This is a genomic window from Streptomyces sp. NPDC048331 (assembly GCF_043201215.1).
GTDB lineage: Bacteria > Actinomycetota > Actinomycetes > Streptomycetales > Streptomycetaceae > Streptomyces.
Window position 1 is genome coordinate 152,598 of record NZ_JBICYT010000019.1, and the last position, 16,786, is coordinate 169,383.

General features: G+C 71.9%; 14 protein-coding genes. 6 read left to right on the top strand and 8 right to left on the bottom strand.

Features of this window, described 5'->3' with window-relative positions:
- Window positions 1-21: 21 nt before the first annotated feature.
- From ACGFYY_RS26040 to ACGFYY_RS26055, 4 genes are all read right to left on the bottom strand, one after another.
- Window positions 22-846, bottom strand: a complete 825-nt coding sequence (locus tag ACGFYY_RS26040) for an isoprenyl transferase (protein ID WP_365277023.1) — start codon at window positions 844-846, stop codon at window positions 22-24.
- Between the two features lie 11 nt (window positions 847-857).
- Window positions 858-1,604 (bottom strand): DNA repair protein RecO, encoded by a 747-nt coding sequence (gene recO, locus ACGFYY_RS26045; RefSeq protein ID WP_030757462.1) that lies wholly within the window; start codon window positions 1,602-1,604, stop codon window positions 858-860.
- 108 nt (window positions 1,605-1,712) lie between these two features.
- The gene (locus ACGFYY_RS26050; protein ID WP_365277020.1) at window positions 1,713-3,191 is read right to left on the bottom strand and encodes a nucleobase:cation symporter-2 family protein; all 1,479 of its coding nucleotides are present in this window, start codon (window positions 3,189-3,191) and stop codon (window positions 1,713-1,715) included.
- A gap of 614 nt (window positions 3,192-3,805) precedes the next feature.
- Window positions 3,806-4,501: a TerB family tellurite resistance protein gene (locus tag ACGFYY_RS26055; RefSeq protein WP_365277018.1), complete on the bottom strand. Its 696-nt coding sequence runs from the start codon at window positions 4,499-4,501 to the stop codon at window positions 3,806-3,808.
- 171 nt (window positions 4,502-4,672) lie between these two features.
- On the opposite strand from ACGFYY_RS26055, the gene ACGFYY_RS26060 reads away from it, so the two are divergent.
- The gene (locus tag ACGFYY_RS26060) at window positions 4,673-5,431 is read left to right on the top strand and encodes an SDR family NAD(P)-dependent oxidoreductase (protein WP_365277015.1); all 759 of its coding nucleotides are present in this window, start codon (window positions 4,673-4,675) and stop codon (window positions 5,429-5,431) included.
- A 61-nt stretch (window positions 5,432-5,492) separates the two neighbouring features.
- On the opposite strand, the gene leuA is transcribed toward ACGFYY_RS26060, so the two are convergent.
- The gene (leuA, locus tag ACGFYY_RS26065) at window positions 5,493-7,256 is read right to left on the bottom strand and encodes a 2-isopropylmalate synthase (RefSeq protein WP_365277012.1); all 1,764 of its coding nucleotides are present in this window, start codon (window positions 7,254-7,256) and stop codon (window positions 5,493-5,495) included.
- Between the two features lie 365 nt (window positions 7,257-7,621).
- Here leuA and ACGFYY_RS26070 point away from each other — a divergent pair, with 365 nt between their 5' ends.
- The 4 genes from ACGFYY_RS26070 to ACGFYY_RS26085 all read left to right on the top strand — a co-directional run bounded on the left by ACGFYY_RS26070 (window position 7,622) and on the right by ACGFYY_RS26085 (window position 10,716).
- Window positions 7,622-8,698: a M4 family metallopeptidase gene (locus ACGFYY_RS26070; RefSeq protein WP_393712855.1), complete on the top strand. Its 1,077-nt coding sequence runs from the start codon at window positions 7,622-7,624 to the stop codon at window positions 8,696-8,698.
- 9 nt (window positions 8,699-8,707) lie between these two features.
- On the top strand, window positions 8,708-8,977 hold the full coding sequence (locus ACGFYY_RS26075) for a protealysin inhibitor emfourin (RefSeq protein WP_365277007.1): 270 nt from the start codon (window positions 8,708-8,710) through the stop codon (window positions 8,975-8,977).
- Window positions 8,978-9,043: 66 nt separating this feature from the next.
- Window positions 9,044-9,862 (top strand): GNAT family N-acetyltransferase, encoded by an 819-nt coding sequence (locus ACGFYY_RS26080; protein WP_393712858.1) that lies wholly within the window; start codon window positions 9,044-9,046, stop codon window positions 9,860-9,862.
- 176 nt (window positions 9,863-10,038) lie between these two features.
- Window positions 10,039-10,716, top strand: a complete 678-nt coding sequence (locus ACGFYY_RS26085) for a class I SAM-dependent methyltransferase (protein WP_393712860.1) — start codon at window positions 10,039-10,041, stop codon at window positions 10,714-10,716.
- A gap of 122 nt (window positions 10,717-10,838) precedes the next feature.
- Here the strand turns inward: ACGFYY_RS26085 and era are convergent, their stop codons facing one another.
- From era to ACGFYY_RS26100, 3 genes are all read right to left on the bottom strand, one after another.
- Complete coding sequence (gene era / locus ACGFYY_RS26090) at window positions 10,839-11,789, bottom strand: GTPase Era (RefSeq protein ID WP_030384631.1); 951 nt, start codon at window positions 11,787-11,789, stop codon at window positions 10,839-10,841.
- 1,049 nt (window positions 11,790-12,838) lie between these two features.
- Window positions 12,839-14,134, bottom strand: a complete 1,296-nt coding sequence (locus ACGFYY_RS26095) for a beta-xylosidase (protein ID WP_393712883.1) — start codon at window positions 14,132-14,134, stop codon at window positions 12,839-12,841.
- Between the two features lie 117 nt (window positions 14,135-14,251).
- Complete coding sequence (locus ACGFYY_RS26100) at window positions 14,252-15,307, bottom strand: GlxA family transcriptional regulator (protein ID WP_393712862.1); 1,056 nt, start codon at window positions 15,305-15,307, stop codon at window positions 14,252-14,254.
- A gap of 71 nt (window positions 15,308-15,378) precedes the next feature.
- Here ACGFYY_RS26100 and ACGFYY_RS26105 point away from each other — a divergent pair, with 71 nt between their 5' ends.
- Window positions 15,379-16,653, top strand: coding sequence for an MFS transporter (locus ACGFYY_RS26105; protein ID WP_393712864.1), 1,275 nt, complete (start codon window positions 15,379-15,381; stop codon window positions 16,651-16,653).
- The last annotated feature ends 133 nt before the right edge of the window (window positions 16,654-16,786 follow it).

The window sequence follows — 16,786 nt, forward strand, 5'->3', positions numbered from 1 at the left end:
GCACGGGAGCGTAGACGACGCTCAGGCCGAGGTGCCCGGCTCCCCCTGGTTGGGGACGGCCCCACCGAAGCGGCGGTCGCGCTGGGCGTACTCCAGGCAGGCCCGCCACAGGTCACGGCGGTCGAAGTCGGGCCACAGAACGTCCTGGTAGACCATCTCGGCGTACGCGCTCTGCCAGATCAGGTAGTTGGAGGTGCGCTGCTCGCCGCTCGGGCGCAGGAACAGGTCCACGTCCGGCATGTCCGGGTAGTAGATGTACTTGGCGAAGGTCTTCTCGTTGACCTTCGACGGGTCGAGCTTGCCCGCCGCGACATCGCGGGCGATGGCCTGCGCCGCGTCCGCGATCTCCGCGCGGCCGCCGTAGTTGACGCAGAAGTACAGGGTCATGGCGTCGTTGTCGACGGTCTGCTCCTGCGCGACCTGGAGCTCCTGGACGACCGACTTCCACATCTTCGGCATACGGCCGACCCAGCGGATGCGGATGCCCAGTTCGTTCATCTCGTCACGGCGGCGCCGGATGACGTCACGGTTGAAGTTCATCAGGAAGCGGACCTCGTCGGGCGAGCGCTTCCAGTTCTCGGTCGAGAAGGCGTAGAGGGAGAGGTTCTTGACGCCCATCTCCAGGCAGCCCTTGAGCACGTCGAGCACGACGCCCTCGCCGACCTTGTGGCCCTCGGTGCGCGGCAGGCCGCGCTCCTTGGCCCAGCGGCCGTTGCCGTCCATGACGATCGCCACGTGGTTCGGGACCAGCTCGCCGGGGATCTTCGGCGGGACCGCGCCGGACGGGTGCGGCTCGGGAACCTTGTACTCGCGGCGAGAGCGCCCCAGAATCCCGCGTCGTGCCATGTGTCCAGCTCCTATTTCTCGACGTATCGCAGGGAGCGTAGCCCGCGCTCCAGATGCCAGTGCAAATAGGCGGAGACCAGCCCGCTGCCCTCCCGCACGTGACGCGCCTCGCACGCGTCGGCATGCCCCCAGTCGCCCGTCAGCAGGGCGCTGAGCAGGGCGATGGCCTCAGATGAGGGTACGACGCTGCCGGGCACCCGACAGTCCCCGCATATGACCCCGCCCGCGGCGACGGAAAAGTGCCGGTTGGGGCCGTGGATGCCGCACTTCGCGCAGTCCTCGAAGCTGGGCGCGTAGCCGTTGACGGCGAGGGAGCGCAGCAGGAAGGCGTCGAGGATGAGGTGGGGCTCGTGCTCGCCGCGTGAGAGGGTGCGCAGGGCTCCGACGAGCAGCAGGTACTGCTGCACGGCGGGCTCGCCCTCGTTCTCGGTGAACCGCTCGGCGGTCTCCAACATGGCGGTGCCGGCGGTGTAGCGGGCGTAGTCGGTGACGATGCCGTTGCCGTAGGGGGCGATGATCTCGGTCTGGGTGCAGAGCGGCAGGCTGCGGCCGATCAGTTCGCTGCCGCGGGCGAAGAACTGCACGTCGGCGTGGGAGAAAGGTTCCAGCCGGGCGCCGAATTTGGACTTCGTCCGCCGGACGCCGCGCGCGACGGCGCGCACCCGGCCGTGGCCGCGGGTCAGCAACGTGATGATGCGGTCCGCCTCACCCAGCTTCTGGGTGCGCAGCACGATGCCGTCGTCGCGGAACAGACTCATGCGCCCATTGTCCCGTACGGCGGCGGGACCACGGGCCGGGTGTCGTCGTGAACGGCAGCGACCCCGGCCGGGCGCGGGGCCCGGCCGGGGTCACCCCCTTGGGAGGGTTCAGGAGGCAGGGGTCGGGGCGGCTTCGCCCTCACCCGCCTGCGCCGGTACGGCTGCCGCGGACTCCTTGTCCGGCTCCGCCACCTGGGCGGGCAGTTCGACCTCGGGGGCGTCGTGGGCGCCTTCCTTGCCCAGGCCGTTGAAGACCAGGTTGAGGACGATGGCGGCCGTGGCACCGAGCGTCACACCGCTGTTGAGCAGCGAGGACAGGTCCGGGTCCATGTGCTTGGTGAAGAAGACCGGGACGGTCGCGGGGAGCAGGGCGAAAGCGAGGGAGACGCCGACGATCAGTGCGTTCTTCTCCTCCTTCAGGTCCACCTTGGCCAGGGTCTGGATGCCGGCCAGGGCGACCATGGCGAACATGACGGTCGCGGCGCCGCCGAGGACCCCGTGCGGGACGGCGGCGACGATCGCGGCGGCCTTGGGCAGCAGACCCAGGACGATCATGAAGACACCCGCGGCGACCACCACGAACCGGCTCTTCACCTTCGTCATCCGCACCAGGCCGACGTTCTCGGCGAAGGCCACGTACGGGAAGGAGTTGAGGACACCACCGAGCGCGGTCGCGGCGCCGTCGGCACGCAGGGCGCGGGCCACGGTCTCGCTGTCGACCTCCTTGCCGACGATGTCACCGACGGCGTAGGTGTCACCGGTCGTCTCGACCATGGTGATCAGCATGACGATGAGCATCAGGACGATCGGGAACCACTCGAACTTCGGGACTCCGAAGTGGAAGGGGGTGGTGACGCCGACCCACGCGGAGTTGCTCACGTCGCCGAACTTCGCGTCGCCGAGCAGGAAGGCGACGGTGGTGCCGACGACCAGGCCGAGCAGGATCGAGATGCTGGAGAGGAACGGCTTGCCGATCTTCATCAGGATCAGGATGAAGAGCATCGTGCCGCCGGCGTAGGCGAAGTTCTTCGGGTCTCCGAAGTCGGGGCTGCCGAGGCCGCCGGCCGCGTCGTTGAGACCGACCGGGATCAGGACGATGCCCAGCACCGTGATCACCGTGCCGGTGACGACCGGCGGGAAGAGTCGCATCACCGTCCGGAACGCCTTGGCCGGTAGCCAGGCGAAGGCGAAGGTGGCGATACCGGCGGTGATCACCGCGCCGTAGATGACGAGCAGGGCGGCGGTACCGCCGCCGGCCCCGAGACCGATGGCGATCATCGGGGAGACCGCGGTGAAGGTCACGCCCTGGATCAGCGGCAGGCGCGCGCCGATCCGGCCGACGCCCAAGGCCTGGATGATCGAGGCGATACCGCAGGTGAAGAGGTCCGCGTTGATCAGGTAGACCAGCTGTTCAGGGCTCAGCTTCAGCGCGTTGCCGACGATGATCGGGACGATCACCGCGCCGGCGTAGAAGGCGAGTACGTGCTGGAAGCCGTACAGCGCGAGCTTGGGGAGGGGGAGCACCTCGTCGACCGGGTGCGTGCTCTGCTCTCCGTCGGTGGAAAGCCGGGCGGCGACACGTGCCATCTCAGCCTTGCCCTTCAAGGTAGGTAAGTGAGAGGAGATCTGGTTGTCCCTGGGCGTAGTGGGTCGCTAACCCGTTGGTACGCCAGGGTTGTCAGTGCGTTCACGTCGAGGTGGATCGAAGCCGCGCTGCGTCAACGGCGCCGTCTTGTCGTGTGACCGGAATTGAACGCCTGTGGGGGGCACCACACATATCGTCGACTTCGACAAACTGTTGACGTTCAGACCCGCCCGATCTGTAGGTTTCTCCAGTGGTGCGCGGCTCTCGGCAGGGGGTATGCGCGCAGCCGTGCGGAGCCCGGCGCTCCTGCCACGCGATCGTGCGCCGCAGCCACCCTGACGTGCGGATATGGGCGTCGCGGCCTTGGCGAGGGGCGAACTCGAAGGCACCATTCCGACCGTCCGACCGGTGGACACATCGGACAGGGGGACGTACGCCCGCACCCTTCACACGACGTTCACGCGTCCCGAAACAGGCCCTGCGAGGCCGGATCGTTACGTCCCGCAGGGCCCTTTCGGACGGAATGGGCCCCTCCGGAGTCCACGGATCGGACACGGAACGGCCCCGCGCGACGAAAACGCGCGGGGCCGTTCGGACGGGACCGGTGGAAAACCCCTCAGGGAGCGCGTACCGCCGACAGCAGTCGGGTCACCTCGTCCGTGTCGATCCGCAGCGCCGCGCCGACCGTCGCGAGCACCTCGCGCTCGGCCGGGGTGTACGGGCCGTCCGCGAGCGCGATCCGGGCCCCCTGGAGCAGGATCGATTCACGCCCCGGGCCGGCCAGGTGCGGGGCCAGCGGTTCCAGGGCCTCGTGGAGCTCTATCGACAGCGCGGCCCCGCAGCACTCCGGGACGTCGTACAGCCCGAGCCGGCCCTCGTCCGTGGACAGCGCCTCCACGAGGGACTCCAACTGCTCCTCGGTGCACTCCTGGAAGCCCGCGGCTCGTACGGCGCCCACCGCGGCCTCCAGCGCGCCGCGCGAGGCCGTCCCGCCCGCGGTGAGCACCGCCAGCGCCACGGTGTGCACGGCGTCGCGCAGGAGGGCGGTGAACCGGGTCGTGGTGAGGTGGTCCAGGACGTCGGTGGCGAAGCGCGCGCGGCAGCCCTGGCACTCGATGACGGGACCGGCCTGCCCGCGGGGCAGCAGCGGCACCCCGAGGACGGTGAACCGGCGCCGTCCGGTGCGCCTGCGGTAATTGCGGTCGCCACCGCAGGCGGGGCAGAAGAACTCCCCGTCGCCCACGGTGCTCCAGGTGGTACGGGTGCCCCAGACCGTCAGCTTCCGGCCGTCCCCACCCCGAACTGGCAGCACGTCGCACCTCCGTAACCTGCCGGCAACATCGCCGGGTTGGCGTGATGTTAGCCACATCGATGAGGATGCGTCAGTCGTGTGACAAGACAACATGTCCCCGGCCCCGGACTTGGCCGATCTGCGTCCCCGGCGTCCCCCCACCCCCTCCCCGCTCCCTCTAGGGTTCGCCGCATGAACGAGAAGTCCTGTCTGGTCACCGGCGCCGCGAGCGGGATCGGCCGGGCCACCGCCCTGCTGCTGGCCCGTTCCGGGGCCCGGGTGACCGCGGCCGACATCAATGGCCCCGGGGTGCGGGCCCTCCGTACGGAACTGGCCGCCGAGGGGTACTCGATCACCGCGGTCGCCGGTGACGTCGCCGATCCGGAGGCCAATCGAGCGATGGTCGCGGCCGCCGTCGAGGCCTACGGGCGCCTGGACGTCGCCGTGGCGAACGCCGGGGTGCTCCCCCTCTCCGACGTACGGGAGACCAGCCCCGAGGACTGGGACCACGTCATGGCCGTCGACGGCCGCGGCATGTTCCTGACCTGCAAGTACGCCATCGAGGCGATGACCGCGCAGCCGCGCCCCGGTGGGGCTCTGGTCTGCGTGTCGTCGATCTCGGGGGTGGCCGGGCAGGCCCGCCAGGCCGCGTACGGACCCGCGAAGTTCGTGGCGTCGGGGCTGACCAAGCACCTCGCGGTGGAGTGGGCCGCGCACGGGATCCGGGTCAACGCGGTGGCACCCGGAACCATCCGTACGGAGCGGGTGATCGCGCTGAAGGACGAGCCCGGCGGGCCGGAGTACCTGGCGGAGGTGGAGGCGGCGCACCCGATGGGCCGGCTCGGGGAGCCGGCGGAGGTGGCCCGGGTCATCGCGTTCCTGGCCTCCGACGCGGCCTCGTTCGTGACGGGCGTGATCCTGCCGGTGGACGGCGGCTATCTGGCCCGCTGACCGGTGGGAACGGCAGAACCCCGCCCCACCGGAGGGAGGGACGGGGTTCGCGTACGAGGGATCAGCGGCCCGCGCGGTTGACGGCGGAGATGACCGCCTTCAGGGAGGCGCGGGTGGTGTTGGCGTCGATGCCGATGCCCCACAGGACCCGGCCGTCGATCGCGCACTCGATGTACGAGGCGGCCACGGCGGAGGCGCCCTCGCTCATGGTGTGCTCGGTGTAGTCCAGCAGGCGGGCGTCGACACCGATGCCGGCCAGCGCGTCGAAGAAGGCCGAGATCGGACCGTTGCCGGTGCCGTCCAGGACCGTCTCCACGCCGTCCACGACCGCCTCGACGGTCAGGGTGTCCGTGCCGTCCTTGTCGGTGGCCGTCGAACCGGAGCGCAGCTGGATGCGGCCCCACGGGTTCTCGGGGTTGGGCAGGTACTCGTCGGAGAAGACGTCCCAGATCGCCTTCGGCGTGACCTCGCCGCCCTCGGCGTCGGTCTTGGCCTGGATGATCCGGGAGAACTCGATCTGCATGCGGCGCGGCAGGTCCAGCTTGTGGTCGTTCTTCAGGACGTAGGCGATGCCGCCCTTGCCGGACTGCGAGTTGACCCGGATGACGGCCTCGTAGGAGCGGCCGACGTCCTTCGGGTCGATCGGCAGGTACGGGACCGCCCACTCGATGTCGTCGACGGTGACGCCCTTGGCGGCCGCGTCGGCCTCCATGGCGTCGAAGCCCTTCTTGATGGCGTCCTGGTGGGAGCCGGAGAAGGCGGTGTAGACCAGGTCGCCCGCGTAGGGGTGGCGCGGGTGGACCTCCATCTGGTTGCAGTACTCGCTGGTGCGACGGATCTCGTCGATCTGCGAGAAGTCGATCTGCGGGTCGATGCCCTGGGAGAACAGGTTCATGCCCAGGGTGATCAGGTCGACGTTGCCTGTGCGCTCGCCCTGCCCGAACAGGCAGCCCTCGATGCGGTCGGCGCCGGCCATCAGGGCCAGCTCGGCGGCGGCGACGGCGGTGCCCCGGTCGTTGTGCGGGTGCACGGAGATGCAGATGTGCTCGCGGCGGGTCAGGTTGCGGGCCATCCACTCGAAGCGGTCCGCGTGCGTGGACGGCGTCGAACGCTCCACGGTGGCGGGCAGGTTCAGGATGATCTCGCGGCCCTCGGCCGGCTGCCAGACGTCACAGACGGCCTCGCAGACCTCCAGGGCGAAGTCCAGCTCGGTGTCGGTGAAGATCTCGGGGCTGTACTGGTAGCCGAAGGTGGTCTCGGGACCCAGCAGCTTGTCGGCGTACTCCATGACCAGGCGGGTGCCGTCGACGGCGATCTGCTTGATCTGCTCCTTGGAGCCGCGGAAGACGACCCGGCGGAAGGTCGGGGCGGTCGCGTTGTACAGGTGGACGGTGGCGCGCTTCGCACCGACCAGGGACTCCACGGTCCGCTCGATCAGGTCCTCGCGGGCCTGGGTCAGTACGGAGATGGTGACGTCGTCCGGGATCGCGCCCTCTTCGATGATGGAGCGCACGAAGGCGAAGTCGGTCTCGCCGGAAGAGGGGAAGCCGACCTCGATCTCCTTGTAGCCCATGCGCACCAGCAGGTCGAACATCTCGCGCTTGCGGGCGGGGGTCATCGGGTCGATCAGCGACTGGTTGCCGTCGCGCAGGTCGGTGGAGAGCCAGCGGGGGGCTTGGGTGACGCGGGCGTCCGGCCAGGTGCGGTCCGGGATGTCCACCTGCTCGTACGAGCCGTACTTGTGGATCGGCATCCCGGAGGTCTTCTGGGTGTGGGTCGCGTTCGTGATGGGCGTGGGGCGACCGACAAAAGGCTGCTGGCTCATGGCGTTGGGCTCCTCGCGTGTCCGCGTGTAGTTCGCTGGGACGGCCGACGGCGGTAGTGAAAACCGCAACACCGAACTCCGCGGGGAGGGGGTCGGCCTACGACTACAGACCCTCGCCGCGGCGGCTAAGGAGAAGCAGCCCGAAACGCATGATGGACCGAGCCTAGCCGAGCCGCGCCGTTACGCGAGGACCTGTTTCAGTATGCAAGACCCGAGGGTCCGATTTGCACCAAATGTGAGCCAAGACTCGTTCGCTCCGGTCAGGTCCGGTTGTTCCGTCAATCCGGCGTCACCGCTTTCAGACAAGTGAATGAATCATGGTCGCAGGTAGTGACAGCGACATGACCCACTGCCACATTTCCGGCATGGATGCCTCCCACGCCCACCGCCATGAGCCCGTCTTCTGCACCGTCGTACCGCCTCACCTCCTCGACAAGGCCGCCCGCTCCGAAGACTCCCGCCGCGCCGACCTCGCCCAGCGCACCCTGGAGCGCGACTCCCTGCTGCGCACCCGGCGCCGGGTCACCGCCGTCCGGGGGGTCGTCCCCACCCTGGCCGTGCCGGCCGGCGACGATCCGGACCGGACGATCTACGACGCCCAGCACCGCACCCGGCTGCCCGGGAAGAAGGTCCGGGGCGAAGGTGACCCACTGAGCAAGGACGCCACCGTCAACCGCGCCTACGCCGGGCTCGGGGCCACCTACGAACTGTTCCTCAAGGGCTTCGGGCGGCGCTCCATCGACGACGCCGGGCTCGCCCTGGACGCGACCGTCCATTACAGCGAGGACTACAACAACGCCTTCTGGGACGGCCGGCAGATGGTCTTCGGCGACGGGGACGGGGACCTCTTCCTCGACTTCACCGTGTCCGTGGACGTCATCGGGCACGAGCTGACCCACGGTGTCACCCAGTACACGGCGAACCTGACCTACCGCGGCCAGTCCGGCGCCCTGAACGAGTCCATGTCCGACGTCTTCGGCTCACTGATCAAGCAGTACTCCCTGGAGCAGACCGCCGAGCAGGCCGACTGGCTGATCGGGGCCGGGCTGCTCGGCCCGAATGTCACCGGCGTGGCACTGCGCTCGATGAAGGCGCCGGGCACCGCGTACGACGACGACGAACTGGGCAAGGACCCGCAGCCGGCCACGATGGACGACTACGTGAACACCCACAGCGACAACGGCGGCGTCCACATCAACTCGGGCATCCCCAACCACGCCTTCTACATCGTGGCCACCGAGCTGGGCGGCAAGGCCTGGGAGCGGGCCGGACAGATCTGGTACGACACCCTGACCGGCGGGCAGCTCGCCGAGAACGCGGACTTCGCGGACTTCGCACGGCTCTCGACGGCGGCGGCCGTGGACCGGTACGGGGACGGCGGCGCCGAGCACCAGGCGCTCCAGAAGGCGTGGTCCGCGGTGGGTGTCCCGCTCGCAGGGTAGAGGGCTCCCATGCGCATTCAGGTGATACGGACGGGCGGCTTCGCGGGCATCGAGCGCCGGGCCGAGGTGGACACCGCGGGCCGGCCGGACGAGACCGAGTGGCGGGCCCTGGCCCAGCTCGCGCTGCGGCCCGCCCCGCCGGGCGACCCGGCGGACCGGGTACGGGACGGCTTCTCGTACCGGATCACGGTGGACGGTCGGACGGTGGCGTGCGCGGAGCCGAACCTGTCCGACGCCCAACGGGCGCTGATCTCGCGCGTACTGAAGGAGGGTGCCTGAGCGTCGGCGCCCCGAGCCGCCCGGAAAGAAGGTGCCCGGGCGGCGCCGCTTTGTTTGGATGACCGAATGACCGACAACATGATCGATTCGACGCTGTCCGAGCTGGAGCGGTACTACGACACGGTGCCGCGGGTGGGCGGCGCCCGCGCGGAGGACTTCGGCCCACTGACCCTGTTCGTCCAGGAGGGCACGGGCTGGCCGTACTACGCGCGGCCCACGCTCGGCGGCGCCGAGGCCACCCGGGCCGACGTGGAACGGGTCTGGGAGCGCCAGCGGGAGCTGAAGGTGCCCGAAGCCTTCGAGTGGGTGGCCGAAACCAGCCCCTCTCTCCGGGCCGCGGTGGAGGCCGCGGGACTGCGGGTCCACGCGCACCCCCTCATGGTCCTGGACCCCGCGGCCGAGGCCCTTCCCCCGCACCCGGAGGTCCGGCTGCTCGACGCCGACGACCCGCTGCTCACCGCCGCGGTGACGGTCCCGGCCCTGGCCTTCGCTGCCCCGGGAACGGCCGTGGGCGAGGCCGGACCCGCGGAACTGGCGGCGGCGATGGCGGAACCGTCGGCCGAGGAGGGTCGGGCGCGCGTCTCCGGCAAGCTGACGGCGGGCACCACCGCCCTGGCCGCGGCCGTACGGGACGGCGTCGTGCTCTGCGCCGGCCAGTACAACCCGGTCGGGGACGTCGTGGAGGTCGTGGGCGTCGGCACCCTCCCCTCGGCCCGCCGCCAGGGCCTGGCCCTCGGGGTCACGGCCGCCCTCGTCGCCCGGGCCCGGGAGCGCGGGGCCCGGACGGTCTTCCTCTCGGCGGGCGACGAGGACGTGGCCCGCGTCTACGCCCGCATCGGCTTCCGCCGGGTGGCCACGGCCCTGATCGCCGAACCCGAGGCGTGATCCGCCGACCCACCCGGCGGTGGCGAGCAAGCCGGTGACCTTCGAGGAATCGCGGGGCAGGGCCTGGGCCTCCTGACCGCCGATCTCCTCTTTGCCAGGTCGGCAACAAAGTTTGCCGTAGGCCGGCGGGCGGGCGGAGCATCGGTCGTACCGGCACCCGTACTGGAAGAGGGACCATGACCGAGCACACCCACACCCACACGCACGCGCACTCCCACGACTACCCCGAGGACGCGCCGCCCGCGGGCGAGGCGTTCTGGGACGGCCGCTACGGGGAGAGCGACCGGATCTGGAGCGGCGAGCCCAACGCCATGCTGGTGCACGAGGTGTCCGCCCTCGCCCCCGGCCGGGCCCTGGACCTGGGGTGCGGGGAGGGCGCCGACGCCGTCTGGCTGGCCCGCCGCGGATGGGCGGTCACCGGGACCGACATCTCCGGTGTCGCCCTCGGCCGGGCGACCGAGCACGCGACGGAGGCCGGGGTCGCGGACCGGGTCGCCTTCGCGCGGCACGATCTGACGGAGTCGTTCCCGGACGGCGAGTTCGACCTCGTCTCGGCGTGCTTCCTGCACAACTACGGGGACTTCCCGCGCGACGCCGTCCTGCGCGCGGCCGCCTCGGCCGTGGCCCCCGGCGGCACCTTGCTGGTGGTCGGCCACGCAGGCTGGGCGCCCTGGCAGGAGGAGCGGGAGGAGGCGCACTTCCCCACGCCCGCGGAAGTCCTCGCGCAGCTGGAGCCGGTCACGGCGGGCTGGGAGGTACTGCGGGCCGAGGAGACCGACCGGGTCCAGAACCAGCCCGACGGCACGCCCGGAACCCGGACGGACAACGTGGTGCGGGTGCGCCGGCCCGCGTAGCCGGCCGGACCGACGCCACGACGGAACGACGAACGGACGCGGCCCCTGCGGGGCGGCGTCCGTTCGTCGTGCGTCGTGCGTCGTGCGTCGTTCGTGGTGCGTCGTGGCGTGCGGCGCGCGCCTCAGAAGCCGAGCTTGCGCAGCTGCTTGGGGTCCCGCTGCCAGTCCTTGGCGACCTTCACGTGCAGGTCGAGGAAGACCGGGGTGCCGAGCAGCGCCTCGATGTGCTTGCGCGACTTCATCCCGACCTCCTTCAGCCGGGAGCCCTTCGGGCCGATGATGATGCCCTTCTGGCTCGGCCGCTCGATGTAGACGTTGGCGTGGATGTCGAGCAGCGGGCGGTCCGCCGGACGGTTCTCGCGCGGGATCATCTCCTCGACGACCACGGCGATGGAGTGCGGGAGCTCGTCCCGTACGCCCTCCAGCGCGGCCTCGCGGATCAGCTCCGCGACCATGACCATCTCGGGCTCGTCGGTGAGGTCGCCCTCCGGGTACAGCGGCGGGCTCTCCGGCAGCAGCGGGGCGATCAGGTCGGCCAGCAGCTGGACCTGGGTGTCGCCCACGGCCGAGACGGGAACGATCTCGGCCCACTCGAAGCCGAGCTCGGCGCCGAGCTGGTGCACGGCGAGCAGCTGCTCGGCCAACTGCTTGGACTCGACCAGGTCGGTCTTGGTGATGATGGCGATCTTGGGGGTCTTCTTGATCCCCGCCAGCTCCTTGGCGATGAACTTGTCGCCGGGGCCGAGCTTCTGGTCGGCCGGCAGGCAGAAGCCGATGACGTCGACCTCGGCCCAGGTGGTCCGTACGACGTCGTTGAGGCGCTCGCCGAGCAGGGTGCGCGGCTTGTGGAGGCCGGGCGTGTCGACGAGGACGAGCTGGGCGTCGGGGCGGTGCACGATGCCGCGGACGGTGTGGCGGGTGGTCTGCGGCCGGTTGGAGGTGATCGCGACCTTGGTGCCCACGAGTGCGTTGGTGAGGGTCGACTTCCCCGCGTTGGGGCGGCCGACGAAGCAGGCGAACCCCGCACGGTGCGGGGCGGTGGACTCGGGGGAACGATCGCTCATACGGGCCATTCTCCCCGATGCGGCTCCCAGCGCCGACCAGATCACGGCGACGAGGGCCGGCACGGCCGTGAGCGAGGGGTGGTCGGCGAGGTCCGCACGGCCCTGAGCTGTGGTTCCGTCGGCCCGGGCGCGCACGGTGACCTCGGCCCATTCCGCTCTGGGCGCGCCCTCCCAACGGGCGCCGAGCCGTACTTCCTGACCCGGCAGCAGTTCTGCGGGCAGCCCGCCGAGCCCGTCGGCGAGGAGCGTGCGGCCGAGCGCGCCGGTGGCGGTGAGGGTGGCCCGGGGGCGGAGGGTGACATTGCCGATGTTGGTGAGCGTGTACGAGATGTCCGCTCCGGAGCCGCGACGGCGCACGGTGACGTCCCGGACGGTGAGGGCGGGGGCGGTGGGGCCCGTCACCCGCAGGTACAGCCGTGCGGCGACGGCCTGCTGTACGCCGATCCCCGGGCCGGCGTCGGCCGGGGCGGCCGGCCGTTCCTCCAGGGCCACGACGGCGCCGGGGTGGTCCCCCGGTTCCGCGCGGTCGGGGACGGTGAGGGTGAAGCCGACGACGACCGACCCGCGGGCCGCGACGGTGACCCGCTCCCGGTCGAGCTTCGCCCACGCGGCGGTGGCCGACCGCGGCTCGTCGGGGCCGCGTACCGCGAAGCCTCCGTCGCGGGCGGTGTTGTAGGCGTCGGCGGCGTACAGCCGGAAGGTGCGGGGCCGGTCGGTGCGATTGGTGAGGGTGACCGCGTCGGCGACGGAATGGCCGGGCGCGGCGGCGAGGTAGAAGGAGGGCCGCTGCCCGACGGTGTTCGCGACGGGCGACACCGACCACTGCCCGTTGTCGGCGGTGGCCGTCCCGGCGGGTCCGCCGAGGAAGATGCCGCCGAGCAGCGCCGCCGTCGCCACGCGGAGCCGTCCCCGCCGCGCCGACCCGGTCCTCGAACGCCGGACGGGCCGAAATGCAGCCCCGCCGGCGTTTGAGGCGCGGGGTCCGGGGCGGAGCCCTGGGAAACGGAGAAAGGGCGGGGCGGGGAGAGTTCCGCGCAGCGGCAGCCGCGGGCGGCCCGTCACGACAGGGTCAGGGTCAGGACCGCCGTGTACGCGCCCGGCGGGGTGTACGGCGGCACCCGCAGGGTCACCGTGGCGTCGATCGTGAAGGTGCCGCCCGCCGGCGCCGCGTCGGGGGTGGAGGCCAGCAGGGCCCCCTCCGGCCCGACCACGCCCGCGCTGCCCGGCGTACAGACGCTCCGACTGCCCGCCGCCGCCACGCACGTCGGGGTCCACGACAGGGAGGCGCCCGGGATGCGGACCCCGCCGGGTCCGGTGAAGTCGGTGACCTTGCCGATCAGGGACCATCCGGCGGGTCCGCCGCGGGCGTCGGTGACGGTGACCGTCCCGATCCGGCCGGGGGCTGCGCCGCCGTCGCCGTACGGGACGGCGCCCAGGGTGATGTCCTCGCCGGTCTGGGTCATGCCGAGGACGCCCGGTTCGACGGTGGCCGTGACCTTCCGGACGGTGGGGGCCGGCCCCGAGGCGGCGTCGATGACCGTGTACGCCGCCGGCCCCGAGCCCTGGCGCGCGGACCAGGCGGCGCCCTCGTAGGCGATCACCGCGGTGGTGGCCTTGTCCGTGACGGGCAGCGCGACCAGGGCCGTGCCCCGTTCGTCGGCGGTGGCGCTCGCCCGGTCGGCGGTCTCGGCGGCGCCGGCCCGCCCGGCGACCGTGACGGCCGCGCCCGGTGGGAAACCGGCGACGGTGACCTCGACCGAGGCGCCCGGCCTGCCCTGGGCCGCGCCGAGGAAAACGGTGCGCAGGTTGGCCGTCGGCAGCTCGGTCGCGGTCAGGCGGGCGGAGACAGGAGCGGCGGACGCGGCGTCGGCGGTACAGACGGTGTCCAGGTCCAGCAGGTGGCCGGTGTGCAGGGTGTAGCCGCCCGGGGCGAGCGTGGTCTCGCCGGGTGCGGTGACGGTGAACGTGCCCGTCATCGTGACGGCGGGGAGGGGCGCGCCCGCCGGGACGGGGTCGTTGCGCTTGGCCCCGACCACCGTGACCTCGCCCTGCTGGGCGCCCGCGAGCAGGATCCGGCCGGTCGGGGTCAGTACGTCGGCGGGGAGTTCACCCCCGACCGGGTTGCCGGCGGGGGTGCGCACCACCTGGTAGGTGACGGTGACGGTGTCTCCGACCCGCGGGGCCGGGTTGTCGACGGTGATCCTCGCGGTGGTCGGTCCGTCCGCGGGCGGGAGCCCGGCCTCCTGGGGTGCGGGGCAGTGGGTCGGGAAGTCCACCTGGCCCGGAGGGGTCTCCCCCTCGGCCGCGGCGGGTGCGCCGAGCGCGCCCCCGGTCGTGGCCGCCAGCACGACCAGACCCACGGCCGCCGGCCATCTCCGCTTCCGCGCCCCTGTTCGCACTGCCCGCCCCCTGGGTTCCCGCGCGCCCGAGCCCGGCGCAGGGGGCCATTCAGGAGCGGGGGGCGGGAGATGTCAATGCATGGCCCCGGCATCATCTGATGGCCCATCAGGAGATGGCGGATTGTCCGGCGCACCCGCCGCGCGGAAGGTGCGCCGGTACGCGGTCGGACTCACCCCCAGCGCCGCCTGGACGTGCTTGCGCAGCGACTGGGCCGTGCCGAAGCCGCTCTCCCCCGCCACCTGCTCCATCGGCAGCTCCGTCTGCTCCAGCAGCTGCCGGGCCCGCTCCACCCGCCGGCCGACGATCCACCGGCCGGGGCTGACGCCCGACTCCTCCCGGAACCGGCGCGTGAAGGTGCGTACCGACATGGCCTCCTGTCTGGCCAGGTCGGTCAGTCGGAGCGGTTCGTGCAGTCGGTCCAGTACCCACGCACGGGCGGCCGTGGTGCTGGCCAGCTGCGGCTCCGGCACCGGGCGCGCGATGAACTGCGCCTGTCCGCCCTCCCGGTGGGGCGGTACGACCGTCCGCCGGGCCACCTCGTTGGCGACGGCCGTGCCGTGGTCGCGGCGCACGATGTGCAGGCACAGGTCGACCCCGGCGGCGACCCCGGCCGAGGTCAGCACGTCCCCGTCGTCGGTGTAGAGCACGTCCGGGTCGACCCGGACGGCCGGGAAGAGCCGCTGGAAGTGCTCGGCGGAGGCCCAGTGGGTGGTGGCGGGGCGGCCGTCCAGGTACCCGGCGGCGGCGAGGACGTAGGCGCCCGTGCAGATGGAGACCAGCCGGGTACCGGGCCGGATGTGGGCGAGGGCCGCCGCGAGCTCGTCGCCCATCCGGCCCTCCTCGTACGCCGGACCCAGCTCGTACGAGGCCGGCACCACCACCGTGTCGGCGGTGGCCAGCAGTTCGGGGCCGTGTTCGACGTGGATCGCGAAGTCGGCGTCCGTGCGTACCGGCCCCGGGGCGAGCCCGCACGTGAGGATCTCGTACAGCGGCCGACCGGCCGGGTCCTGGGCCCGCCCGAAGATCCGGTGCGGGATGCCGAGCTCGAAGGGCAGCAGCCCGGTGAGGGCGAGGACGACGACCCGGTGTGGCCGCTTCTCCGCCTTCGCCGTCTTCTCCGACTCCATGGCCCGATCGTAGCGAAGCATGACGGTCAAGCCACTTTCGTGCGGTCCTCCGGTGGCCGGAAACTGTCGGCGTGCCCCAGACAGCCCCCGCCTCCACGGCCACCCCGCGCGCCCCTCGGCAGCCCGCCCGCGTCCACCGCGCCTGGTCCGTCGCCGCCGTCGCCTTCGTGACGATCATCGGCGCGGCCGGCTTCGCCTCCCTGCCCGGACTGCTCATCGAGCCACTGCACGCGGAGTTCGACTGGTCGCACGGCACCATCGGCCTCGCCGTATCGGTCAATCTCGCACTGTACGGGCTCACCGCGCCGTTCGCCGCCGCGCTGATGGACCGTTTCGGTATCCGCCGGGTCGTGGCCCTCGCCCTGCTCGTCATCGCCTCGGGCTCGCTGGCCACGGTGTGGATGACCGAGCCCTGGCAGCTCGTGCTGTTCTGGGGCGTCCTCGTGGGGCTGGGCAGCGGCTCCATGGCCCTGGCCTTCGCGGCGACGGTGACGAACCGCTGGTTCACCGCCCGGCGCGGCCTGGTGACCGGCATCCTGACGGCGGCCGGGGCCTCCGGTCAGCTGGTCTTCCTGCCGCTGCTGGCCTGGCTGGTGGACCACCACGGCTGGCGCCCCGCGACGGTGACGGTCTCCCTGGCGGCGCTGGCCGTCTCCCCCTTCGTGTGGCTGCTGCTGCGCGACCACCCGGCGGACGTGGGGCTCGCGCCGTACGGCGGCCCGTACGCGGAGAAGCCGGCCCCGATCCCCGGAGCCGCCCGGCGCGCACTGCGGGTACTCGTCGACGCGGCCCGGACCGGCCCCTTCTGGCTGCTGGCCGGCACCTTCGCGATCTGCGGCGCCTCGACCAACGGCCTGGTCAAGACCCACTTCGTACCCGCCGCCCACGACCACGGCATGCCGGTGACGGCGGCCGCCGGGCTGCTGGCGGTGGTCGGCGTGTTCGACGTGATCGGCACGGTGGCCTCGGGCTGGTTCACGGACCGCTTCGACTCCCGGCGGCTGCTGGCCGTCTACTACGCCCTGCGCGGGATCTCGCTGCTCTTCCTGCCGATCCTGCTGGCGCCGTCGGTGCGACCGCCGCTGGTCTTCTTCATCGTCTTCTACGGCCTGGACTGGGTCGCGACCGTCCCGCCGACGATCGCGCTGTGCCGCGAGCACTACGGGGAGGACGGCGCGATCGTCTTCGGCTGGGTCCTCGCCTCGCACCAGATCGGCGCGGCCCTGGTCGCCTTCCTGGGCGGCCTGACCCGCGATCTCACCGGCTCGTACGACACCGTCTGGTACGCCTCGGGCGCGCTGTGCGCGATGGCGGCCCTGATGGCCATGACCATCCGCCGCCGATAGCCTCGCCGGCGTTCGAGCAGGGGGCACCTCCCAGCGGTAGCCGGGGGAGGGTCCGGGCGGAGCCCGGTGCCCGGCGGAGCCGGGGGAGGGTCCGGGCGGAGCCCGGTGCCCGGCGGAGCCGGGGGAGGGTCCG